This is a genomic window from Sphingomonas sp. AC411 (assembly GCF_979253035.1).
Window position 1 is genome coordinate 294,480 of record NZ_CEEDAQ010000001.1, and the last position, 22,846, is coordinate 317,325.

Below are 22,846 nucleotides of genomic sequence, written 5' to 3' on the forward strand. Positions count from 1 at the left end.
TCGCCAGTGACGAAAATACTATAGATTGTGGATCGCCTGCACCGCTAGGCGCATCCGCAGCAAGGCGTCGATCGTATACGTACGGGGGATACGACAGGATGAACGACAAGGTGGCAAGCGACAGGGTGATGGTCCAGGCGGCCTCGGACGAGGATCGCGCAACTGGGCGCAGTTGATCGACGATCACAAGCAGATCGCCGAGCAGTGCATCGTCCTCGCCGACCTGGCGCAGGGCTCACGCGAACAGAGCGGCCTCGCCTCGCGAAAGCTGATCGAACTCGCGGTCACCGTCGCCAGGCATCTCGACCTCGAGGACGAAGTGATCGACCGCACCGTGGTGGCGATGGAGGCGAAATATTCGCCCGACACGATCGCGACGATGGAGGAGAATCTCGACATCCTCCGGTCCGACTGGAAAGCGTTCATCGGCCGCTGGTTGCCGGTCATCAAGCCAGACGAATGGGAAAAGTTCGGCGTCCAGGCGGAGTCGATGCTCGACCGGCTATCGAGCCAGGTGATGCTCGAGACCGAGATCCTGTACGATTATGCGCTGCGTGACGGCGTGGTGCGTCCGGGTGGCGCGGTGCTGCACTGATCGGGCTGCAGGATCGCTGATTGAACCGATCCTCCCCGCCAGGGGAGGTGGCACCGAAGGTGAGGGAGGGGAGGCAAGCGCGACCTCTGTTCCGTGTCTTCCCCTCCGTCTGGCAAGGGCGAGCCACCTCCCCTGGCGGGGGAGGATCGACCCCTTGGCGTCAGCGGCGCCTTTTCTTCGACCGGGACGGCGGTGGCGCAACCGGCGTGGGCAGCGGCGGCGGTGCGCTGAACTTCACTACCAGAGGCACCACCCCAGGGTCCGCCGGGTATTGCCGTCGCGCGCGCGCGAACACGAACCGCGCCTTCGCTGCCCCACGCGCATTACCGCTCGCGCCCACCCAGCGCCAATGCCAGGGCTCCCACTTCACGTGCTGCTTGTTCCCACCCGGAAAGCTCTGTTCGAACCCGAACCGCGGGGCGTTCAGGCGAAGCCAACGCGCAGCAGGGGTCGCGGCCATGCACGCCTCCGCATCGGGACACCCGTTCGCCGGCCGCACCGCGAAATCCAGAGCATAGCCGGTCGAATGCTCGCTATACCCCGGCGGAGCGACCGAGATCGCGCGATCGGCCGCGCTGCTGGTCTCGCCCCGGCAGAAGACGCTGCGCTGGCGGGCGATCGACCGCTGGCACGACAGCGCGCGGAGCTGGCCCATCACCGAGGGATCGCCCTGCGCCGCCGCGAACAGTCGCAACAGATCGGGCAGCATGTCGGCACGCACCACGCACGGATTGCCCACCGAATACTCCGACGGCAGCGTGACCAGCTCGCTTTCGGGCGCATCGCCATAGGGCAAATGCCCGAACGCGCGGCCATCCGGCGCGATCGCCGCGCTCTGGCCTTCGCACAATTGTGCCTCGGCGACCGTCGGTGCCAGGACCAGAACAAGGGCAACTATACGGTGCAACATCGTGACGGCTCTGGCACGCAGGCGCTAATGATGGCAAGGGCGGCGCCATGCATGGTGAACGCGTACTCTTCCTCGACGGCGAGGCCCTGGTAATCGACAAACCCGCGGGGTTGCCGGTCGATCCACCCCGCGATGGCTCGCTGAGCCTCGAAAATCATCTCGAAAGCCTGAAGTTCGGCTTCCAGCGCTGGCCGAAGGCGGTCCATCGCCTGGACCGCGATACGAGCGGATGCCTCCTCCTGTCGCGCAACCCGAAGGCGCATGCCCGGCTGCAGCAAGCGTTCGAACAGGGTCTCGTGTCGAAGCGCTATGTCGCGCTGCTCGACGGCGTGGTCGAAGGCACGTCCGGCCTGATCGAGATGGCGCTGGGCAAGGTCAGCACCGCCGAGACCGGCTGGCGGATGGTCGAGGATCCCGACGGCAAGAAGTCGCGCACCAAGTGGCGCTTGCTCGAGATCAAGGACGGCCGCTCGCTGGTCGAATTCCTGCCCGAGACCGGCCGCACGCATCAGATCCGCGTCCACGCCGCGAGCGGCCTCGGCGCGCCGGTGGTCGGCGACGGCGTGTACGGCCAGGCGGACGGGCTCGGCATGATGCTCCATGCGCAGCGGCTGATCGTACCGCGTCCGGGCAAGCCCGACGTGCTCGCCGAAGCGCCGCTGCCCGAAAGGTTCGCCAAGGCCGGTTTCGCCGACGAGGTGACGCCAGCCGCCGACGTCGCTCCGGTTGCCAACGCGGTGACGACGCCCGATTCCACCGACGGCTGAGAGCCGAGGGAGGGGCTTATGGTCGCGATCCCGATCACCCGGTCGATCTCGATCGACGACAGCGAACTGATCGAGAGCACGACCCGCTCGGGCGGTCCCGGTGGCCAGCACGTCAACACCACCGACAGCGCGGTGATCCTGCGCTTCGACGTCGGCCTCTCGCCCGGCCTGCCGCTGGCGGTCAAGAACCGCATTGCCGTGCTCGCGGGATCGCGCCTCACCCGCGACGGCGTGCTGGTGCTGCGTAGCGAAGGCTCGCGCTCGCAGCTGCTCAACCGGCAGGAAGTCCGCGAGCGGCTGGTCGCGCTGATCAAGGAAGCGACGATCGTCCCCAAGGCCCGCCGCGCGACCAAGCCGTCCAAGGCGGCGAAAGCACGACGGGTCGATACGAAGAAGGTGCGGAGCGGGGTCAAGGCGGGACGCGGCAAGGTCCGCGACGATTGAGCGGCCATGCCCGTGGGCGGGTCGTCGACGTTCGTTGGGCGGGGCTAGCCCACGACCTTGCGATCCTCCCTGGCGGGGAGGATCACCACATTGCCGTTGGGTCACCCTAGCGTTTGCCGGGTGACGGATTTGAGGAGCGTTAGCTGCCTCTCAATCAAGGAAGACCGATGTACCAGTTCGATATCTCCGCCGGCACCAAGGCCGATCTCTACCGCGACCTGCTCGCCGCGCTCGACGCGCTGACCGCGGACGAGCGTGACCCGATCGCCAACATGGCCAACGCCGCCGCACTGATGTGGGAATATCTCCCTGACCTGAACTGGGCGGGCTTCTACCGGCTGGTGCCCGAAGCACAGGGCGGCGAACTCGTGCTCGGGCCGTTCCAGGGCAAGGTCGCCTGCATCCGCATCCCGGTCGGCAAGGGCGTCTGCGGTGCCGCCGCCGCGACGCTGACGACGCAACTGGTCGAGGACGTGCATGCGTTCCCCGGCCACATCGCCTGCGATGCTGCGAGCCGCTCCGAACTGGTCGTGCCGGTGACCAAGAACGGCACGCTGGTCGCGGTGCTCGACCTCGACAGCCCCGAACCCGCGCGGTTCGATGCCGAGGACGCGGCGGGGTGCGAGGCGCTGGCGGCACTGCTCGGCGAGCGGCTGTAGGACCTGATCCGTTTCGGGACGGTACGCTCGCTGGTGACTCCTCTGCGGCTTTGGTAAGCAACCCGTTAAGAAATCCGGCGTTTGCGCGGGATAGGGTGGCGGAACCAGGGAGACGGACATGCGGAGCCTTTTGATCGCGAGCGCAGGGCTTGTCGTCGTCAGCGGCGCAGCGGAGGCCCAGCAGCGCCCCGGCACCAGCTACGGCGTGCCGGGTGCGACGATGCAGGCGCCGATGGCAAACCCTCGTCGCCCGGGACCTATCGCCGCGCGTCCGCCCGTCGTTCACACGTCCTCCCGACCGGTCGGATCGCAGCGGGCCGCAACGCGCCGCCAGCCGCGCTGGGGCAGCAAGATCGGCGGGCGCTGGTGGGGCGGCGCCAACGCGCCCGGCGGTTGGGCAGGATACCGTCGCCCGCATCGTGGTTGGGCCGTGCCGACCTATTGGAACGCACCGCGCTTCTATATCGGCGACTGGTCGACCTATGGCCTTTCCCGACCGCCGCAGGGTTATAACTGGGCGCGCTATTACGACGATGCGGTGCTGATCGACTCGCGCGGATCGATCTACGACACGGCGAGCGACATCGACTGGGATCGCTACGACTCCAACGGCTACGTGGCCGTGAGCCCCCGCGACTATGCCGCCAACGACTCGGTCTATGCCGGGCCGAGCGACCGCGGATACGCCGCGCCCTATGACGATCGCGGTGCGCCTCGGCGTGACACCGGTCTGGGTGGCGCAGCGATCGGCGCGGTTGCCGGCGGCGTCGCGGGCAACGTCATCGCGGGTCGCGGCAATCGCCTGGGCGGGACCCTGATCGGTGCTGGCGTCGGTGCCGCGGCGGGATACGCGATCGAAAAGACCGAGGACCGGGGCCGCCTTGCGTCACCTCCGCCACCGCCCCCTCCACCAGCACGCGTTTCAGGATACGGAGCCGGCTATCCGCCCCCGCCGGCCTACGCAGCCGAGTACGCACCGCCGCCGCCCGCTTATGCCGACGATTACGCGCCCCAGCCCTACGGCGGGGACTATGCCCCGCCGCGCAGCTATACGGTCGCGCCGGGCGGCACATGGGTCTCACCCGACGGCGCGACGACGGTTACGACAACGAGCGGCGGCGCATATCCGGCGGGTTCGACGACGGTGATCGTCCAGTCTGTACCGGTTACCACGACGACAACGACGACCACCCAATATTACGATGCGTATCCTCGACGGAAGGTCAGGCGGCGCTAAAGGGCGGCTCAGCCGAGCATACCCGCGTAACTCTGCGGTGGCAGGGAAGCGTCGCGCGCGCGGCTAGCCCGCCGAAGATCACCAGGATGAGAGCCCCGCCGCCGATGGTCAGCGTTCGCAGCGGTGGGGTTCGGTCGGCGAGCAGGACCACAGCCACCGCCGTCGCGATCATCGGCCACAGGTGATAGCGCAGATCCGAGGCGATGCTGAGGACCGCGAAACTCGCCTCCAGGGCAAGCGCGGACACCAGCAGCGCGGTGGCGAAGTCGCGCACGGCGTCGCGTCGGCGCGACAGGCATGTCGCCAGTGCGGTGATCGCGACGACGATCCATGCGATCGGCCAGCCCAGCGGCGTCTCGACGGTCGCGGCGGTCATGCCTTCCCAGGTGCGGGCGGCGGCATTGGGGTCGGCGAGCCCGAGCGTATTGGGTTCGGACGCGGTCGGTGGCGCGGCGCTCGGCCAGTGGAACGGTACGAGCCAGCGGTCGGTCGAGTTCAGATGCGCGAAGCGGTGCGTGGCGTAGGCGATCGGGTGATGCAGCGCCGCGGACGCCAGCGTGACGTAGAGCGTCGCGGTCGGCAACGCTCTCAGCCGCGCCATCGTCGTCCCGCAATGTACGTCGTCGCCGAGCGGATCCCAGAAGAACGGTTTAGCGCAGTGGCGGGCGATCACGGTCGCCGCTTCCGCCTGCGTCAGGCCGGTAGTGGTGCTGTCCGGCACGCGGGCGGCGATGCCGGCCGAGTCGTAGAGTGCCTGCGTCGCCTCGACGCCGCTGCGTTGCGCGTCCAGGACTTGATGGTTGATGATCGGCGCGACGCCGAGGACGACGACCACCGCGATCAGGCCGGTGACGGTCTTGGCGAATAGGCCGGCGGGCGCGGCGCGAGCATCACCACCAGCGGCACGACGATGAACACGGCGTTCGCCCGGACCAGCACGGCATAGGCGAGCAGCAGCGTCACCGGTATCCACATCGCGCCGGGCAAAGGGCGGCCCGCGAGGCGCCACCAGCCCACGATCCCGACTGCGGCGAGCAACGCGCCGGCAAGTTGCGCGTCCTTGAGCACGACACCCTGCCAACCGAGGAACGGCGGTAAAGGCCGATGACGAGGATCGCGAGCGCGCTGCGGGGCGCCCGAGGCGGGCAAGCGCACCGGCGATCAGGCCGAGGCCGAGCCAATAGGTGACGAGTTGCACGACGAGCATCGGCGTCGCGCCGGGCCCGAACGGTGCCATCACCGTCCAGATGCGCGCCATGATCGGCGGGTGCCAATCGTCGTACACGCCCGACAGGACCTGCTGATATTGCGCGACGGTATCGTACATCGCGGTGCCCGGCCAAAAGAGCGCGAGCGACGCGACGCACAGCGCGGTTGCGGCGAGAATGGCGATGCGAGCGGTGGCGCGTGGTACGGGTTCGATCGACATTCGCGGGTCCTGCACCGGGGGCTTGTGTTCGCGAAATCGTGGAGCGCTGGACCCCACGACCGCCACGCCCCTTCGATGGGACATGAGCGACGGTCAAGCAAGATAGGGCCGAAACGGGATGGTTTGCCCGACTTAACGGGTCGGCCGGGTGCAAAATGGTCGGGGGTGGGCTGCGTGCACCCGCCTGCCGTCATCCTGACGAAAGTCAGGACCCAGAGCCAAGGGCGCTGCGGTTGGTACCCTGGGTCCTGACTTTCGTCAGGATGACGGGGAAGGGCGGTATAAGCGCGTATCCTCCCCGCCAGGGGAGGTGGCGCCGAAGGCGTCGGAGGGGAGGACACGGAACCAAGGTTGGCGTTTACCGCCCCTCCGTCTGGCAAGCGCCTGACACCTCCCCTTGCGGGGGAGGATCGCAGGGTCAGTAGTGGATCGCGCGGCCGTACGCCGCCAGCACGCTCTCGTGCATCATCTCGGACAGCGTCGGATGCGCGAACACCGTCTCCATCAGTTCGGCCTCGGTCGTCTCGAGCTGGCGCGCGACGACATAGCCCTGGATCAGCTCGGTGACTTCCGCGCCGACCATGTGTGCGCCGAGCAGTTCGCCGGTCTTCGCATCGAACACGGTCTTGACGAAGCCTTCCGCCTCACCCAGCGCGATCGCCTTGCCGTTGCCGATGAAGGGAAATTTACCGACCTTCAGCTCGTAGCCGGCTTCCTTGGCCTTCGCCTCGGTCATGCCGACGCTCGCGACCTGTGGGCGCGAATAGGTGCAGCCGGGGATGTTGGCCTTGTCCATCTGGTGCGGCGAACCGCCGGCGATCTTCTCGACCGCGATGATGCCCTCATGGCTGGCCTTGTGCGCCAACCACGGCGCGCCGGTGACGTCGCCGATCGCCCAGATGCCGTCGACGTTCGTACGTCCATAGCCGTCGGTCTTGATGTGCCCGCGGTCGGTCTCGACGCCGAGCGCCTCCAGCCCGATATTCTCGGTGTTGGGGACGATGCCGATCGCGATGACCGCGTGGCTGAAGGTCTCTTCCGAAACCTTGCCGTCCTTCGCCTTGATCTTGGCGGTGACGCCGTTCGCCGACGGGGCGAGCCCTTCGAGGCCGGTCTGGGTCAGCAGCTTGATGCCCTGCTTCGTCAGCGCCTTGTCCATGAACGCGGAGACTTCCTCGTCCTCGACGGGAAGGATGCGCGGGAGCATCTCGACGATCGTCACGTCGGCGCCCATGTCGTTGTAGAAGCTGGCGAACTCGACGCCGATCGCGCCCGAGCCGATGACCAGCAGCTTGGTCGGCATCTCGGTCGGCACCATCGCATGACGATAGGTCCAGATCCGCTCGCCGTCGGCTTTGGCGAACGGCAGGTCGCGCGCCCGCGCGCCGGTCGCGACGATGATGTTCTTGGCTTCGAGCTCGACCGTCTTGTCGCCCTGCTTGACCGACAGCTTGCCCTTCGCCGTCACGGTGCCGACGCCTTCGACGACGGTCACCTTGTTCTTCTTCATCAGGCCCTTCACGCCCGCATTCAGCTGGCCCGCGACCTTGCGCGACCGGTCGACGACCTTGGCGAGATCGAAGCCGACATTGTCCGCCTTGAGGCCATAGCTCTCGGCGTTCTGCATGTAGTGATAGATTTCCGAGGTGCGGAGCAGCGCCTTGGTCGGGATGCAGCCCCAGTTGAGGCAGATGCCGCCCAGCCGCTCGCGCTCGACGATCGCGACCTTGAGGCCGAGTTGCGACGCGCGGATCGCGGCGACGTAGCCGCCGGGGCCGGAACCGAGGATGACGAGGTCGAAAGTATCAGCCACGTGAGAGTCCTTCAGAAAATCAGTTGGTTTCGGGCGGCACGGGCCGCGGTTTGCGGTCGTCGCCGACCGCCACGAAGATGAAGCGCGCCTGGGTCACCTTGCAGCTGTCGTTGCTGTGGCGCGCGCGACGCCAAGCCTCGACTTCGATCGTCATCGAGGTGCGACCGACCGCGATCAGGTCTGCGTAGACCGACACCTCGTCGCCGACGACGACCGGCATGTGGAACTTCATCGCGTCCGCCGCGATCGTGACGGCACGGCCGCCGCTACGCCGCGACGCTACCGAGCCGGCCGCGAGATCCATCTGGCCCATCAGCCAGCCGCCGAAGATGTCGCCGTAAGGGTTGGCGTCGGCGGGCATCGCGGTGACGCGGATCGTCGGGGCCTTATTGGGGGCAGGTCGGTCACGCTTCACTCCTGCGGGTCGTTTGGTCGAGACGACGCGCGCGGCGCAAAGGCCCCACGCCCATCAGCACGGTCGCGACCATCGCCGCCGCACCGCACGCCCAGATCACGTCCTGCCCGAGCGGATAGGACCATGCCGCCGCCCAGGTGATCGCGATTGCGACGACGAGGCCTGCAAGGATGTGCAGGATCTCGATGGTCGTCTGCTTCATGTCGAACACCCCTAAACCGTTCGTGCCGAGCGTAGTCGAGGTACATGGGTCTCATGCCCTTCGACTTCGCTCAGGGCGAACGGGGTAGGGGAGGCGGTCGTCACGATCTTACGCCAGCATGCCCAGCGGGTTCTCGACGAGGTGCTTGAACGCCTTCATGAACTGCGCGCCGTCGGCACCGTCGATCGCGCGGTGATCGAAGCTGCCCGTTGCCGACATCACGGTCGCCACGGTCAGTTCGTCGCCGACCACGAACGGACGCTTCTCACCCGCGCCGACCGCGAGGATCATCGCCTGCGGTGGGTTGATGACCGCATCGAACTGCGTGATCCCGAACATGCCCATGTTGCTGATCGAGGCGGTACCGCCCTGATATTCCTCGGGCTTCAGCTTGCCGTCGCGGGCGCGGGCGGCGAGATCCTTCATCTGCGTCGAGATCGACGACAGCGACGCGGTGTCGGCACCGACGATGATCGGCGTGATCAGCCCCGACGGCGTGCTCACCGCGACCGAGATGTCGGCGCGCTGGAACGTGATCAGCTGGTCGGGCGTGAACATCACGTTGCAGGTCGGTACCTGCATCAGCGCGACGGCCTGCGCCTTGATCAGCAGGTCGTTGACCGACAGCTTTACGCCGCGCGATTCGAGGCTCTTGTTCAGCTCGCCACGCAGCTTGAGCAGCGCGTCGAGGCGGATGTTCACCGTCAGATAGATGTGCGGAACGGTCTGCTTCGACTCGGTCAGGCGACGCGCGATCGTCTTGCGCACGTTGCTGAGCTTGGTCGCCTCATGCGGGATATCCGGCACGGTCGCAGGCTTGGCGGCAGGTGCCGGAGCAGCGGAGACGGTCGGCGCAGCAGCTTCGGTCTTTGCAGCGGCAGGCGCCGCACCCGGCTTCGCGCTCTCGACGTCGGCCTTGACGATCCGACCCTTCGGCCCCGAACCCGATACGGCACCGAGATCGATACCCTTGTCGGCGGCGAGGCGACGCGCGAGCGGGCTGGCCTTCACGCGGTCACCGCTGGCGGCGGGCTTTGCCGCACCGGCGTCGTCCGGACGACCATGATCCTCGGCCGAAGCCTCGGTGCGCTCGACCGGCTTGGTCTCGCTGCCGGTGTCGTTGGGATCCTTCGGGTCGGGCTTGGCTTCCGATTCCTTGGCGGCGGGCTCGGGCGTCTCGCTCTTCGCAGGTGTCGAAGAAACGGAGGACGCATCCTCGCCCTCTTCGGCGATGATCGCGATGACCGTGCCGACCTTCACGTTGTCGGTACCCTCGGCAACGAGGATCTTGACCACGGTGCCTTCGTCGACGGCTTCGAATTCCATCGTTGCCTTGTCGGTCTCGATCTCGGCCATCAGGTCGCCGGATTTCACGACGTCGCCTTCCTTGATCAACCATTTGGCGAGGGTACCCTCCTCCATGGTCGGGGACAGGGCAGGCATCTTGATCTCGATCGACATGGATTTCCCCAGGGCGTGACGTAACGGCATGCCTACTCGCGCTCTCGTCCGCTCGGGTCAACCCCGTCGGCGCAACTCGGCGGTCTTGCGTCGTGCACGGCTTCGGGCCACCTACGTCGCATAACGGGGCCAAAATGCGCATTTATCTGGTGGTTATCGACGACAGTCCCGAAGCCGGCATCGCGTTGCGCTTTGCCGCGCGGCGTGCCGTGAAGACCGGCGGCGGCGTCGAGATCCTGACGGTGATCCCGCCGCAGGAGTTCATCGCGTTCGGCGGCGTCCAGGCGACGATCGAGGAAGAGGCACGGCTGCATGCCGAAGGGCTGGTCGCGGGGGCAGCTGGTACATTGCTGGAGGAATCGGGGCTGCGCCCGTCGATTACGGTCCGCGAAGGCGAGGGGCCGAAGATCATCCGCGAGATGATCGAGGCAAATCCCGAGATTGCCGCGCTGGTGCTTGGGGCCGCGGCGACCGGTGCGCCGGGCGAACTGATCGCGCATTTCACCGGTGCCGATGCTGGGGCGCTGCCCGTGCCGGTGATGATCATCCCGGGATCGCTGACCCGCGAGGCGATCGACCGGTTGAGCTGAGCCCGGTCAACTGCCTGTGTCAGCCGGCCGCCTTGAGTGGGCCCCGTCAGCCAGCCGCCTCAGCCAACCGTAACCGGCGCCTTGGTCGAGAGCAGCCGCTCGATACGCTCGATCCCGGTCCGGGTCAGCTGGACCGCGTCGAGGTCCCTGTCGATCTGTTCGATCAGAGACTTCGCCTGGAGCACGTGCAGCCAGCGCATCAGCGTGGCGCGTGACAGGCTGAGCTGCGCGACGAGCGATTCCACCGTCGCGATCCGGCTCTCGGCCTCTGCGACATAGACGATCAGCAAACTGGCCCAGGCGTGATCCGCAAACAGGTCGGCCCCCAATATCGTATCGCGGGACCGCATGACGTCGAGCAGATCCCTAGCCCGACGCCACAGCCGATAGGGCACAGTATCGGCAGCGGCGAGGCTGGTAACCGCGGGCAGGGCGCGCGGCACGGTCGACAGCGTACCGAAGAGATATCCGTCGCTGCAACTGCCGATTCGCGAAACCTGGACTTCGAGCGTGATGACCGCACCGTCGCCGCCGATATACCGTTTTCGTATTCGCGCCGAACTCCCATTGGGTTGCAGTGCGGCGACCTGTGCAAGGTTGCGCGCAATGTCTCCCGGGTGGGTGATGGACATATACGACCGGCCGACCAGCTGTTTTTGTGTGCGCTGCAATGTCGTCGCGACGGATCTCGTCGATCGTCTGGATAACCCCTGCAGCGGTCGAAATCGAATGCCCCAATATCATCTCGGCTCCCTGTAACCTCGACGGCGCTTTTAGTGTTTTGCTTTATCTGTCTGAAACATAGATCATAACCATTAAGCGAACTTATATTGAGCTGTGTGCCGAGTTACGGTTCGGGATGCGCGGCGGACGCAGTTCGATTGCTGCATTTCCCGGCTTGAGCCGCGCCGCCGATACGGGCACGATTGGCCATGCCCTTATTCGCAGTCCCGCTGCTTCTCGCAGCCGCCGCCCCGATTTCTTCCCCGCCCGCCCGTCTGCCCGCGCCATCCGCGGCCCGGCTCAAGGCCGACGTCACCGCGATGGTCGGCTTCGGCACGCGCCACACCGCGTCGACTACTACCGATCCCAAGCGCGGCATCGGCGCCGCGCGGACCTGGGCGGCGCAGCGTTTTACCGAGATCGGCGCGACCTGCGGCGGCTGCGTCACGGTCGAGCGGATCGCGCGGACCTTCACCGGGCCGCGTGCACCGATCGGGGTCGTCGTCGAGGACGTACTCGGCATCCAGAAGGGCCGCGACCCGAACCGCGTGGTGATCGTCGGCGCGCATATCGACAGCCGGGTGACCGACGTGATGAACGTCACGTCCGATGCGCCGGGCGCGAACGATAACGCGTCGGGCGTTGCGCTGGTGCTGGAGGCGGCACGATTGTTGTCCCAACGCCAGTTCGATGCGACGATCGTCTACGCGGTATTCTCGGGCGAGGAACAGGGGCTCTGGGGCGCTGAACTGCTCGCCGACACCGCCAAGGCGCGCGGCTGGAAGGTGTCGGCGATGCTCAACAACGACATCGTCGGCAACACGGTCGGGCACGGCGGCGTACGCGTCGCCGACAAGGTCCGCGTGTTCTCGGAAGGTATCCGCGCCTCCGAGGATCTGGTCGCGCAGCAGGGCCGCCGGGCCGAGGGTGGCGAGGACGATGGCCCCAGCCGCGCGCTGGCCAAGGCGATCGACGGGATCGCGGGCACCGTTCCTGGCGGGCTCGACGTGATGCTCGATCGTCGACCGGACCGGTTCGGCCGTGGTGGCGATCATGAGCCCTTCCTCAAACTGGGCTATCCTGCCGTGCGCTTCTCGGTCGCCGCCGAGAATTGGGACCGCCAGCACCAGGACCTCCGTACCGAGAACGGCGTCGTCTACGGCGACACCATCGAAGGCATGGATTTCCCGTATCTTGCGAAAGTCACTGCGATCAACGTCGCCACCCTGGCACGTATTGCCGGTGCACCCGCTGCGCCGGACGAGGTGACGATCGCCGGTGCCTTGTCGCGCGACACGACGGTCAAGTGGACCGCTGTACCCGGCGCGGCGGGATACCGGGTCCGCTGGCGCCGCAACGACGCGCAGGACTGGGCGGAGACGCGCGACGTGACGGGGACGCAAACGCTGCTCGTGCAGGTGCCGGTGGACGACAATTTCGTCGGCGTCTCGGCGCTGTCGGCGAATGGCGCGGAAAGCTTGGTGAGTTTCGGGGGACGAGAGCGGCGGCGGTAACAGCGCTCCATGGGTAGCCGTCCGCCAGGCAAGGTCAGGCGGCGGCCGATGCTTTCCAACGGCGATTGACGAGGGCACGCGCGTCCGTGACCGACATCGGGCGCCCGAAATAATAGCCTTGGGCCATGGTGCAGCCGAACTCTTGGACCATCTTATGCTCCGCGGCAGTTTCCACGCCTTCCGCCGTCGTCGCCATGTCGAGGCTTTCGGCAAGCGCAATCACTGCGCGGACGATCGCGACGGCTTCGCGAACGCCTTTGGCCGCGTCGTGAATGAAACTGCGATCGATCTTGATCGACGAGAACCGCGTACGGCTGAGATAGCCGAGCGAGGAATAGCCGGTGCCGAAATCGTCGAGGCTGAGATGCACGCCGAGACCGAGCAGTCGGTCCAATACTCGAGTCACCCCGAGCCCTTCGTGAAGGAACACGCTTTCGGTCACTTCCAGCTCGAGGCGTTCGGGAGAAAGTCCGGCGTTCGACAGTGCCGATGCGATCGTGGTGAGGAAGCCGGGATTCTGCAGTTGGTTTGCCGATACATTGACGGCGATGCGGATATCCGACGGCCATTTCGCCGCCTCGGCGCAGGCGGTGCGCAATACCCAGGCACCGATCGGCGCGATCAGTCGTGCGTCCTCGGCGAGCGGGATGAACTTGCTCGGCGGAATCGTACCGAATTCCGGACTTTTCCACCGCAGTAGCGCTTCGAAACCCCTGAGTTGTCCAGCTTCTGCATCGACGACAGGCTGATATTCGAGGTGCATTTCGCCGTTTTCGACCGCGGTTCGCAGCGCCAGTTCCAGCACGCGGCGTTCTTCGGCCTGTACGTGCAATTCGGGCTCGTAGGTACGAAACACGCCACGACCCGCATCCTTGGCGCGATACAGCGCCAGGTCCGCAGAGCGCACCAGCATTTCCGCGGTACGCCCGTCCCGAGGGCCGATCGCCAGGCCGATGCTCGCGCCGATATACAGCGTGTGGGCGTCGATCTCGTACGGCAGCGACAGCGACTCGATGATACGCTGCGCAAGTCGTTCGATCGCGACGGTGTCGCTGGCGTCCCGGACGACAACGGCAAATTCGTCGCCGCCCAACCGACCGCATAGATACGCCTCGCCCATCAGCTGATCGAGGCGCTCGGAGACCTGGCCGAGCAGGCGGTCACCGATCGGATGGCCGAGCGTATCGTTGACTGCCTTGAAGCGGTCGAGATCGAGCATCATGAACGCGTAACGTCCGCCGGACCGGTCGGCCTCGGCGATCGTCTTCACCAGCGTTTCGTTGACCATCAGGCGGTTGGGTAGTCCGGTGAGCGTATCGAACCGCGCCATGCGATTTATCCGGTCGGCCGAGGCGCGTTGTTCGGTTACGTCGGAGGCCACACCAAGAAAACCGACAAATTCGCCGAGATCGCCGAACCGGGGCGAAGCCGCGAGTTCCCACCAGCGGTCCTCCCCGTCGATCTGCACCGGCAAGCGCAGATCCCGGAAACTTTCGCGCGCCTTCAGCTTTTCGGCGAGCGTGCGCAGCCCCGCGGCGAAATTGCCCGTCTCCCAGGTCGGCCCCGCGAGAACCTGGAGGAACGGCATGCCCTCGATCCCCGCCGGATCGAGCCGGCAGGCATAGGCGAACCGCGCCGAGGCCCGGACGATCCGACGCGCGGTATCGGTTTCCCACAGCCAGTCGGCATCGGTCTGCTCGAATTCGCGGAGCAGCAGGCTGACGGTCTCGTTGCGTTCGCCGAGCGCGATCTCGCCGGCGCGGATCAGCACGAGTGTCCGCGCACGGCTGACGCAGATGATCATCAGCATTGCCGTAAAGGCGAATATCCCCATCGCCGCCGCGACCGTCCCCGCCATCGCAAGCTGGATGACCATCGCGGCGCCGAGATACCCGAGGAACACCAGCGTCGCGAGCACCAGCGGCGCCATCGCGAACGCCGCCGCCGTCATCAGTACCGCGAGCGTTATCCCCAGCCCGGCGGTCGTCCCCGACGGCGCATGCGTGCAGAACAGCACGGGTACCGCGGACCAGGCCAGGGCGAGCGCCAGTCCGTCCCATCCGGTGTTGCGCACGTCGCGGACGCTCGCATAGCTGTCGCCGCGATGGTGGGTCGCCAGACGACGAAATGCGACGGTGAGGGCAATGGCGACGACCGCCGCGAACCACGTCGCGATCTCCCAGAATGGCGAGAGGCCGTCGAGCAACGCCGCGGTCGTCAGCGCCGCGAGGAGATTGGCCGTGAGCAGGAACAACGCCATCCGTCGGCCTGCGAACAACTGTGCGGCGCGAATTCGGCTCCATTCGGCCGGGTCCGCGCCATCGCGCAAGCCCAGCAACGTAGGAATATCGACCGTGGTCCGGCTCGATAGAAAAGGCGATCTGGTACTCACGACGTCAGTTTTAAGACACGTTGGTTAGCGGAACGTTCGCATAGCACCGAAATGGATGCAATCGCTCGGCAGAAAGGGGCTAAGTTACGGCTCGGTCAGTCTTTCTCGGCTGCAGTTTATTTACAGGACGGCGATGTTACGCCGCGATGTCATACGGCTTTATGTCGCCGCTGAGATACAGGTTGCGCGCCTTCGCCCGGCTGAGCTTGCCCGAAGAGGTGCGGGGCAGGGTGCGCGGCGGGATCAGTTCGATCAGGCAGTTCATGCCCGTCACCGACCGCACCCGCTCGCAGATCTCGTCGCGCAGGCGCAGCCGTTCGGCCTCGTCCGAGCTGCGGCACTGGACCAGCACCGCGGGGTTTCCTCGCCACCGGGGTCGTGATCGCAAACGCGGCGATGTCGCCGGCCTTGAAGCCTGGAAGCTGTTCCACCGCCCACTCGATATCTTGCGGCCAGTGGTTCTTGCCGTTGACGATGATCATGTCCTTGGCGCGGCCGACGATGTAGATGTAGCCGTCCGACATATAGCCCATGTCGCCGGTATCGAGCCAACCGTCCGACATGCACGCCTCGGTCGCCGCGTCGTCGCGGAAATAGCCGACCATCACCGACTTGCCCTTGCACCAGACCTTGCCGATCGCGCGCTCGGGGAGGGGTACCGTCCTCTTCGCGGATCTCGATCTGCATGTCGCGGACCGGCTTGCCGCAGTTGACGATCGCACGGTAGCGCTGAGGACGGTCCCCGCCACGCGAGCCGCCCGACAACTGCGTTTCCTCGACCAGCTCGACGCGGATGCCTTCGCCCGGCGGCATCAGCGAGACCGCGAGCGTCGCTTCGGCGAGGCCGTAGCTCGGCAGGAATGCGCTCGCCTTGAAGCCCGCATCGGCGAACGCGTCGACGAACGACTGCATCACGTCGGGACGGATCATGTCGGCGCCGTTGCCCGCGACGCGCCAGCGCGACAGGTCGAAGCGGTCGCTCGCCTTGGTCTGCGACGACATGCGGCGCGCGCAGATATCGTAGCCGAAGGTCGGCGAATAGCTGAGCGTCGTGCCAGTGTTGCGGCTGATCAGATCGAGCCAGGCGAGCGGACGGCGCGCGAAATCCTCGGTCTTGAGATAATCGGTCGAGACCTGGTTGGCGATCGGCGACAAGAAGCAGCCGACCAGCCCCATGTCGTGATACCAGGGCAGCCACGAGACGCAGCGATCGGTGTCGCAGACTTCCATGCCGTGGCTGTGCGCGGCAAGGTTGTTGAGCAAAGCGGCGTGCGTGATGACGACACCGTGCGGGAAGCGGGTCGAGCCGCTGGAGTATTGCAGATACGCGATGTCGTCGGGCTTGGCCTCGGGCAGCGTCGCGACCGGCGCGTCCTTGGCGGCGAACTCGGACCAGTCGATGCCGATGGTGCCGGACAGGCGCGCGGCTTCGCCGGCCATCTGCGCGAGTTCGGGCGGGAAGATCAGCATCTTCGGGTCGCAGCTGGCCAGCTGGACGCGGAGCTGTTCGATATATGAATCGCGGCCGCCGAACGAGGTCGGCAGGGGCAGCGGCACGGGCCATGCGCCGGCATAGACGACACCGAAGAACAGCGCTGCGAATTCGGGGCCGGTCTCCGCGACCAGCGCGATGCGGTCGGCAGGGGCAACGCCGGCGGCGATCAGGCGGTCGGCCATCGCGCGGGCGTCGGTGCGGAGCTGCGAATAGGGGTAGGGCTGCGACAGCGTGCCGCGCGCGTCGTGGAAGTTCAGGCCGCGGTTGCCGCTCGCGGCGTAATCGAGCGCTTCACCCAGCGTGCCGAAATCGGCGAAACGGCGCGGCAGGGCGTCCTCGGTCGGCGTCGCGACGATCGTCGCCGCGGTCTGGCCGTCCTTCTGAAGCGTCTCTGTCGTCATCGCAGTTCCTGTCTTTGGCGTCTTGCCCGGCATGGCGGCTGAACGCAGCACACCTATTTCTAGTCTAGCCGTTCAACTTCGGGTGTCAGTGTGGCACAATGATGGCGTGTCCGACGATGACGACCCCGATCGCGCGACTGGGCGCCCCAAAAGCCGTGGCAAGTCGGGCGCGCCAGGGTTTGGACCAGGGTTTGGAAGCGCACGCGCGGGTACCGGTGGACGTGGGCGTACTACCGAACGTGCTCCGCCCAAACCGCTAGACGCCGCGGCGCTCGAGCGGATGGCGCTGCGCTATGTCGAGCGGTTCGCGACGACGCGGGGCGGCTGACCGATTATCTGATGCGCAAGATCCGCGAGCGCGGCTGGGACAGGGGCGCCGCCGCGGCACTGGCCGAGCCCGCCGAACTGGCGCAGCGGATGGCCGATCTCGGCTATGTCGACGACCGGGCCTTTGCCGAACAGCGGGCTGCTGCGATGCAGCGACGCGGGCTCGGCGCGCGGCGGGTCGCGGGAGCGTTTCGCGAGGCGGGGATCGACGAGGGCGATGCGGAGTCGGTGGCGCCCGCGATCGCCGATCGCGCCGTCGAATCGGCGCTCGCCTTTGCACGGCGCAAGCGATCGGGCCTTACGGGAATGGCGACGGCGACCGGAAGCTTCACGAAAAACAGCTCGCGGCGATGATGCGGGCGGGCCACCGGTTCGATCTCGCGCGCAAAATTGTTGCTGCGCCGCCGTCCGACGCGCCCGAATCGATGGATTTCGACTGAGGATCGCATCGGGTTCGTTGCGGTTGCGACGAAGCGTGCTAGCAAGGGGCTCAGGGGTGTAACAATGCGTAACGACACGCAGCAGGATGCGAACATGACGGCGCAGGCCGTATCGGCGATGATCAGAGTCCCGGGATCGGTTTCGCAACCTGTCCTGGAGGCGGCGGAGGAATCGGTTTCGGCTGATGCCGTGGCTACCATCGACGAGGGTGGGGGCGATGGGCGCGCGGTCGATGGGCGCGGGGTCGATGGGCGTGCGGTCGACGTGCGCGCGATCGGCGGCGTGATCAAATGGTTCGACGTCACCCGCGGGTTCGGGTTTGCGGTCGCGGACGACGCGGCCGTCGGCGATATCCTCGTGCATTTCTCCGTCCTGCAACCGCATGGTCGTCGCAGCCTGCCCGAGGGCGCGCGGGTCGAGACGCTGGCGGTGCAGCGCGGGCGCGGATTCCAGGCGCGTGAGATCGTCTCGATCGATATGACCAACGCGGTCGAGGAAACGGTTCGTCCTCCCACCTCGCCTGATCGGATCGATCCGATCGCGATGATCGACGCCGCCGGGCCGTATGAAGCGGCGGCAGTCAAATGGTTCAACCGTTTGAAGGGCTATGGTTTCCTGGTACGGGGCGCCGATGGCAGCGACATCTTCGTCCACATGGAAACGCTGCGCCGCGCAGGGATCGAGTCGGTCGAACCCGATCAACCGCTGCGCGTGCGCGTCGTCGCCGGGCGCAAGGGGCCGCTGGCCGTTGCGGTCGAAGAGGATCTGGGATGAGTTTTGTTGCCAAGGCCGTGTTGGCGGGGGTGCTGGCGCTGGGCGTCGGCGCCGGGGGTGTCGCGTACATGAACAGCGACGCTAAATCGGATGTGGCGACCGTCGCCACGTTGCCGCTCTCGATCAAGAGCACGAACGGGACTCACACGTTCAAGGTGGAGAGCGCCAAGACGCAGGACGAGCAGGCGCGCGGGCTGATGTTTCGCACCGACCTGAAGCCCGATGGCGGCATGCTGTTCTGGCCGTATCCGCCGACTGGCGGCGCACCGGTCGCGGCGAGTTTCTGGATGAAGAACACGCCGAGCTCGTTGGATATCCTGTATATTCGCGCTGACGGCACGATCGCCCGGATCGCGGAGAATACGGTGCCGTTCTCGGAAACGCCGATTCCCTCGGGCGAGCCGGTCGGTGCGGTGCTGGAACTGATCGGCGGCAGGGCTGCGGAGCTGGGGATCGCCGAGGGTGATCTGGTGACGTGGGACAAGGCGAAGTAAGCAGGCGAACCGTTCGATCGATTACACCACCCCGGCCTTCGCCGGGGTGGGTATTTGGCTAGCCGACGTCTCCAGCGAAGTGTCTCCCCGCGAAGGCGGGGACCCAGCCTGGGCTCCCGCCTTCGCGGGAGAACAAGTGGGGTTGCATCCAAGGCATAACGATCGCCTCCACGGCGGACCTTTACGATCCTCCCCCGCAAGGGGAGGTGGCAGGCTTCAGCCTGACGGAGGGGAGGTAGGCGATACCTCGGTTCCGTGTCCGCCCCCTCCGTCGCCTGCGGCGCCACCTCCCCTTGCGGGGAGGATCTTGCAGGCGCTATGCGCGCGCCTTCCGATGATCATGGTTGAAGCCCGCCCCCACTCGGGTTAAGCGCGGCGCATGGGCTTTCTCGCATCGACATTCACGTGGTGGAACGGCGCCACCCTCGGCACCAAATTCGGCCTGCGCAGCATGGCGAAGATGGGGAGGACGCGCTCGGCAACGTCTATTACCAGGGCGGCAAGGACACCGCGGGCAACCCGCGCCGCTGGGTGATCTACCAGGGCGCGACCGACGCCAGCCGGGTGCCGCCGGCGTGGTTCAGCTGGCTGCACCACCAGGTCGACGACGTGCCCGATCGCGCGCTGCCGCCGGTCCGCACCTGGCAGAAGCCGGCGGTGCCGAACATGACCGGTACCGCGCTCGCCTATCGTCCCGCCGGTGCGCTCGAAAAGGGTGGCAAGCGCGCCACCGCGACGGGTGACTACGAAGCCTGGACGCCCGAAGGGTGATCATGCGCTGGCTCGCCGCGGCCGTGTTGGTCGTGGCGTTGGCGGTGGGCGGCTGGTTCGGATACCGCGCGCTCACCACGCCTGCGACGCCGGTTGCCGCAGTCCAGCAGGACCTGCCGGGCGCGGACGAGCCGGGCAATTCGTCGATCGAGACGATCGAGACCGGTGCCGCGGCGATCGCCAATGGCGGCACGCCGATGGCGCAGCGCGTCGCGGTGCTGGGCCTGCTCAACAAGCGTAATGGCGAAACCCGCGAGGTGACGCTGAAACCCGGCCAGGCGACGCGGATGGGCGATGTCGTGCTGCGGCTGCGGGCGTGCGAACAGACCGCGCCGTGGGAGCAGGAGCAGCTGACCGGTGCGTTCGTGCAGGTGCTGGTGCGCGGCGTCGACACGCGCTGGCGGCGGACGTTCTCGGGCTGGCTGTACAAGGAACGCCCCGCGCTGAACGCGGTGCAGCATCCGGTCTACGACGTCTGGACCAAGAGCTGCGCGATGACTTTCCCGGCGACCGGCCCCGATACCGCACCGCCCGCCGAAGCCTTGCCCGCCAAGCGATCGAGCGCACGGAAATCGCCGGCTGCCGAGGCTGCCCCGGCGGCGGACGACGGCTTGAGCGCACCGTCGAGCGCCGCGCCCAGCAACGCGACGTAATCCGCCCGGTCGATCTCGATCGCGCCGAGCGAGGCGAGGTGCGAGGTCTGGAACTGGCAATCGAGCAAGGTGAAGCCGCCGGCGCGCAGCCGTGCGACGAGGTGCGCGAGCGCGACCTTCGACGCGTCGGTGGCGCGGCTGACCATGCTTTCGCCGAAGAACGCGCGGCCGAGCGACAGGCCGTAGAGCCCGCCGACCAGCTTGCCGCCGTCCCAGCATTCGACCGAATGCGCGAACCCCATCGCGTGGAGGGTCTGGAAGACGCGTTCGATACCGTCGTTGATCCAGGTCTCCGGGCGGCCCTCGACGCTCTCGGCGCACATCTGCACGACGCGGTCGAAGGCGGTGTCGACGGTGACCTGGAAGCGGTCGGCGGCGATCGTCTTCCTGAGCGAGCGCGAGAGTTGGAAACCGTCGAGCGGGAGGACGGCGCGGCGCCGCGGCTCGACCCAGTAGACGCTGGCGGCGTCGCGGCTGTCCGCCATCGGGAACACGCCGACCGAATACGCGCCCAACACCAGTTGCGGGTCTAAAATATCGCTCATGCGGTCAGCCGGTGTTCGATCCGGCGCCAGAGGTCCGCGAACGCGAGCGCAGCGGCGGACTTCGGGGCGAACACGCCGACCGGGGCACGCTTGACCGCCATCGACTCGATCCCGCTCGCCATCGGGATGACCGGCCAGTCGGGATGGCGTGCCAGGGCGTCCGCATGCAGCGCGCGGCGCTTGTCGACCATCACGTGGACGGGGAGCAGCGGCGTGCGACCGCCGAGATGCTGGACGACCGCGTCGTACGCGCGGGTCGAGAGCGGGGAGGATGACGGGAATGACGATCAGGTCGGCGGCGCGCATCACCTGGTCCGCGGTCTCGGTCAGCCCCGGCGGGCAATCGAGGATCACGCGGTCATAGGCCTTCAGGTCGGCGAGCAGCTTCGCGAGGCGCTTCTTCTTGTCGAGATCGTGGAACAGCTGGTCGAGCCCGCGCAACGACGCATCGGCGGCGATCAGGTCGAGATGCGGATAGGCGGTCGGCCGCGCCTGCTTGGTGACCGCGACGTCCTTCGAGAACATCGCCTGCGCCTGGTCGACCCTATTCGCGCCCCCGAGCACCCAGGTCGAGGCGGCCTGCGGGTCGAGGTCCCAGAGCAGGGTGCGGCGGGCGGACAGGGTTGCGGCGCACCACGCCAGGTTCACCGAAAGCGTCGTCTTCCCGACGCCGCCCTTGAGGCTGTAGATCGCGACTGTTGCCATGCCGCTACGGTGCCGGTCCGCGGCGGCGAGGGCAAGAGCGTGCGACACAAAGAAAAACGGCCGGCGAATGATCCGCCGGCCGTCAGGACTATCGATATAGCGCCTAAATCAGGCGGTTAGATCGGGCGCCTAGATCACGCGTGGCAGATCTGGGCCGACTTGCCCGGTGCGGTCAGCGTAACCTTGGCGTCGTCACCGGTCATCGACCAGCCACCCTCGGCGGTCATCGGCGCACCGGCGACGTCCGACTTCAGCGTGGTTGCGGTTCCGTCCTTCTTGGTGCGGACCCGAGCCTGCTTGTCGCCCTGGAAGAACGTCACGTAGAGCAGGCTGTTGTCCTTGCAGCGCAGCGTCACCTCGGACTTGATCGCGGGCGGCAGCTCGACCGGCGCGGCGTTGGCCAGCGTGTTCGCCATCGGATCGGGATTGGTATCCACCACCTCGGGCGCGGCGGGCTGGGAGTTGCAGGCGGCCAGCGCAAGCAGCGCGGCAACGGCGGAGATGGGGAGGATCTTCATAACGGAATCTCGCTTCGCGCATGCAGCATGGAGCGTCAAGGTTAATGGCCCTTTCCCACCACGGCCAGCGACCAACGCGCGACGAACGGGTGCCTACCGGTGACGAACCGGAGGGGTATCAAGACCACAGACACCAATTCACGCGATAGAATCAGGCCGACGGAATCCGCCCGGGGGAATCAGGCCGGGTCATCCCGTTCGGCGATACCGTTCTGTGCCGCCACCCGGTCTTCGAGCAGGGCCAGCGGAGTCGCGATATGCGCCGCGATCAGCGTATCGCCGACCGCCTCCATCATGGCCAACGCTTCCCGCAACAGGGCCAAGGCATCCAGATAAGTTTCCACGGTGACTACCCCCTGCAGGCAAAGGCCGCTTCGCGTAGCCGAAAGCGGCGAGACCAAGTCGTATGAATTAACATAGGTTAGACTTCGTTCCACGCTGTTTTATTACAGCGCGACTGGTAGATTGGCGCGTCGGCGATGTCATTACGGCAAATGGACGTGGTGAAAATCGACCGAAACCAATCGGGACCTTGGGGGCGGGGCGGGGGTATCCAGGCTGGCGCGGCGAC

Annotated in this window: 22 protein-coding genes and 4 pseudogenes; 13 read left to right on the forward strand and 13 right to left on the reverse strand. The window is 66.7% G+C overall.

Annotated features, from left to right (window positions below; genetic code table 11):
* The first annotated feature begins 172 nt into the window (after window positions 1-172).
* Window positions 173-595 (forward strand): hemerythrin domain-containing protein, encoded by a 423-nt coding sequence (locus AC0IX7_RS01505; protein ID WP_471810136.1) that lies wholly within the window; start codon window positions 173-175, stop codon window positions 593-595.
* 160 nt (window positions 596-755) lie between these two features.
* Here AC0IX7_RS01505 and AC0IX7_RS01510 read toward each other — a convergent pair whose 3' ends face one another.
* Window positions 756-1,505 (reverse strand): M15 family metallopeptidase, encoded by a 750-nt coding sequence (locus tag AC0IX7_RS01510; protein WP_471810137.1) that lies wholly within the window; start codon window positions 1,503-1,505, stop codon window positions 756-758.
* Between the two features lie 47 nt (window positions 1,506-1,552).
* Here AC0IX7_RS01510 and AC0IX7_RS01515 point away from each other — a divergent pair, with 47 nt between their 5' ends.
* The 4 genes from AC0IX7_RS01515 (at window position 1,553) to AC0IX7_RS01530 (ending at window position 4,612) form a co-directional block, all read left to right on the forward strand.
* Window positions 1,553-2,272 (forward strand): RluA family pseudouridine synthase, encoded by a 720-nt coding sequence (locus AC0IX7_RS01515; protein WP_471810138.1) that lies wholly within the window; start codon window positions 1,553-1,555, stop codon window positions 2,270-2,272.
* Window positions 2,273-2,290: 18 nt separating this feature from the next.
* On the forward strand, window positions 2,291-2,716 hold the full coding sequence (gene arfB / locus AC0IX7_RS01520) for an alternative ribosome rescue aminoacyl-tRNA hydrolase ArfB (protein ID WP_093399511.1): 426 nt from the start codon (window positions 2,291-2,293) through the stop codon (window positions 2,714-2,716).
* A gap of 167 nt (window positions 2,717-2,883) precedes the next feature.
* The gene (locus AC0IX7_RS01525; protein WP_471810139.1) at window positions 2,884-3,375 is read left to right on the forward strand and encodes a GAF domain-containing protein; all 492 of its coding nucleotides are present in this window, start codon (window positions 2,884-2,886) and stop codon (window positions 3,373-3,375) included.
* A gap of 118 nt (window positions 3,376-3,493) precedes the next feature.
* Window positions 3,494-4,612: an RcnB family protein gene (locus AC0IX7_RS01530; protein WP_471810140.1), complete on the forward strand. Its 1,119-nt coding sequence runs from the start codon at window positions 3,494-3,496 to the stop codon at window positions 4,610-4,612.
* On the opposite strand, the gene AC0IX7_RS01535 is transcribed toward AC0IX7_RS01530, so the two are convergent.
* From AC0IX7_RS01535 to AC0IX7_RS01555, 5 genes are all read right to left on the reverse strand, one after another.
* Window positions 4,599-6,041 (reverse strand): hypothetical protein, encoded by a 1,443-nt coding sequence (locus AC0IX7_RS01535; RefSeq protein WP_471810141.1) that lies wholly within the window; start codon window positions 6,039-6,041, stop codon window positions 4,599-4,601. The two genes, AC0IX7_RS01530 and AC0IX7_RS01535, sit on opposite strands and share 14 nt — an antisense overlap.
* Window positions 6,042-6,459: 418 nt before the next feature.
* Complete coding sequence (gene lpdA / locus AC0IX7_RS01540; RefSeq protein WP_471810142.1) at window positions 6,460-7,854, reverse strand: dihydrolipoyl dehydrogenase; 1,395 nt, start codon at window positions 7,852-7,854, stop codon at window positions 6,460-6,462.
* 19 nt (window positions 7,855-7,873) lie between these two features.
* The gene (locus AC0IX7_RS01545) at window positions 7,874-8,215 is read right to left on the reverse strand and encodes an acyl-CoA thioesterase (protein WP_093399601.1); all 342 of its coding nucleotides are present in this window, start codon (window positions 8,213-8,215) and stop codon (window positions 7,874-7,876) included.
* A gap of 43 nt (window positions 8,216-8,258) precedes the next feature.
* Window positions 8,259-8,471 (reverse strand): hypothetical protein, encoded by a 213-nt coding sequence (locus AC0IX7_RS01550; RefSeq protein ID WP_248521393.1) that lies wholly within the window; start codon window positions 8,469-8,471, stop codon window positions 8,259-8,261.
* Window positions 8,472-8,579: 108 nt separating this feature from the next.
* A complete protein-coding gene (locus tag AC0IX7_RS01555; RefSeq protein WP_471810143.1) occupies window positions 8,580-9,932 on the reverse strand; it encodes a pyruvate dehydrogenase complex dihydrolipoamide acetyltransferase in 1,353 nt (450 codons plus the stop codon).
* A 134-nt stretch (window positions 9,933-10,066) separates the two neighbouring features.
* Between AC0IX7_RS01555 and AC0IX7_RS01560 the strand changes: the two genes are divergently transcribed.
* Window positions 10,067-10,522 (forward strand): universal stress protein, encoded by a 456-nt coding sequence (locus AC0IX7_RS01560; RefSeq protein WP_471810144.1) that lies wholly within the window; start codon window positions 10,067-10,069, stop codon window positions 10,520-10,522.
* 59 nt (window positions 10,523-10,581) lie between these two features.
* Here AC0IX7_RS01560 and AC0IX7_RS01565 read toward each other — a convergent pair whose 3' ends face one another.
* Window positions 10,582-11,154 carry a hypothetical protein gene (locus AC0IX7_RS01565; protein WP_471810145.1) on the reverse strand — a complete coding sequence of 191 codons (573 nt, stop codon included), beginning with the start codon at window positions 11,152-11,154 and terminating at the stop codon, window positions 10,582-10,584.
* 300 nt (window positions 11,155-11,454) lie between these two features.
* Between AC0IX7_RS01565 and AC0IX7_RS01570 the strand changes: the two genes are divergently transcribed.
* A complete protein-coding gene (locus AC0IX7_RS01570; RefSeq protein ID WP_471810146.1) occupies window positions 11,455-12,759 on the forward strand; it encodes a M20/M25/M40 family metallo-hydrolase in 1,305 nt (434 codons plus the stop codon).
* A gap of 34 nt (window positions 12,760-12,793) precedes the next feature.
* Here AC0IX7_RS01570 and AC0IX7_RS01575 read toward each other — a convergent pair whose 3' ends face one another.
* Window positions 12,794-15,097, reverse strand: a complete 2,304-nt coding sequence (locus AC0IX7_RS01575; RefSeq protein ID WP_471810147.1) for a putative bifunctional diguanylate cyclase/phosphodiesterase — start codon at window positions 15,095-15,097, stop codon at window positions 12,794-12,796.
* Window positions 15,098-15,287: 190 nt separating this feature from the next.
* A pseudogene (locus AC0IX7_RS01580) lies at window positions 15,288-17,047 on the reverse strand (fatty acyl-AMP ligase).
* 106 nt (window positions 17,048-17,153) lie between these two features.
* On the opposite strand from AC0IX7_RS01580, the gene AC0IX7_RS01585 reads away from it, so the two are divergent.
* From AC0IX7_RS01585 to AC0IX7_RS01610, 6 genes and pseudogenes are all read left to right on the forward strand, one after another.
* Complete coding sequence (locus AC0IX7_RS01585) at window positions 17,154-17,375, forward strand: hypothetical protein (RefSeq protein ID WP_471810148.1); 222 nt, start codon at window positions 17,154-17,156, stop codon at window positions 17,373-17,375.
* An 11-nt stretch (window positions 17,376-17,386) separates the two neighbouring features.
* Window positions 17,387-17,728 (forward strand): hypothetical protein, encoded by a 342-nt coding sequence (locus tag AC0IX7_RS01590; protein WP_471810149.1) that lies wholly within the window; start codon window positions 17,387-17,389, stop codon window positions 17,726-17,728.
* A 150-nt stretch (window positions 17,729-17,878) separates the two neighbouring features.
* Complete coding sequence (locus tag AC0IX7_RS01595) at window positions 17,879-18,589, forward strand: cold-shock protein (protein ID WP_471810150.1); 711 nt, start codon at window positions 17,879-17,881, stop codon at window positions 18,587-18,589.
* Window positions 18,590-18,657: 68 nt separating this feature from the next.
* On the forward strand, window positions 18,658-19,083 hold the full coding sequence (locus AC0IX7_RS01600) for a DUF192 domain-containing protein (RefSeq protein ID WP_471813684.1): 426 nt from the start codon (window positions 18,658-18,660) through the stop codon (window positions 19,081-19,083).
* Window positions 19,084-19,462: 379 nt separating this feature from the next.
* Window positions 19,463-19,854: pseudogene (locus AC0IX7_RS01605) on the forward strand (NADH:ubiquinone oxidoreductase subunit NDUFA12).
* Between the two features lie 197 nt (window positions 19,855-20,051).
* Window positions 20,052-20,285, forward strand: a pseudogene (locus tag AC0IX7_RS01610) (DUF2155 domain-containing protein); the annotation flags it as partial.
* A gap of 35 nt (window positions 20,286-20,320) precedes the next feature.
* Here AC0IX7_RS01610 and aat read toward each other — a convergent pair.
* From aat to AC0IX7_RS01630, 4 genes and pseudogenes are all read right to left on the reverse strand, one after another.
* The gene (gene aat / locus AC0IX7_RS01615; protein WP_471810151.1) at window positions 20,321-21,052 is read right to left on the reverse strand and encodes a leucyl/phenylalanyl-tRNA--protein transferase; all 732 of its coding nucleotides are present in this window, start codon (window positions 21,050-21,052) and stop codon (window positions 20,321-20,323) included.
* Window positions 21,049-21,757: pseudogene (locus tag AC0IX7_RS01620) on the reverse strand (ParA family protein). The gene aat and the pseudogene AC0IX7_RS01620 overlap by 4 nt, the downstream one beginning before the upstream one ends.
* 134 nt (window positions 21,758-21,891) lie before the next feature.
* Window positions 21,892-22,275, reverse strand: coding sequence for a hypothetical protein (locus AC0IX7_RS01625; RefSeq protein WP_187503350.1), 384 nt, complete (start codon window positions 22,273-22,275; stop codon window positions 21,892-21,894).
* Window positions 22,276-22,454: 179 nt separating this feature from the next.
* Complete coding sequence (locus AC0IX7_RS01630; protein ID WP_471810152.1) at window positions 22,455-22,676, reverse strand: hypothetical protein; 222 nt, start codon at window positions 22,674-22,676, stop codon at window positions 22,455-22,457.
* Window positions 22,677-22,846: the final 170 nt, after the last annotated feature.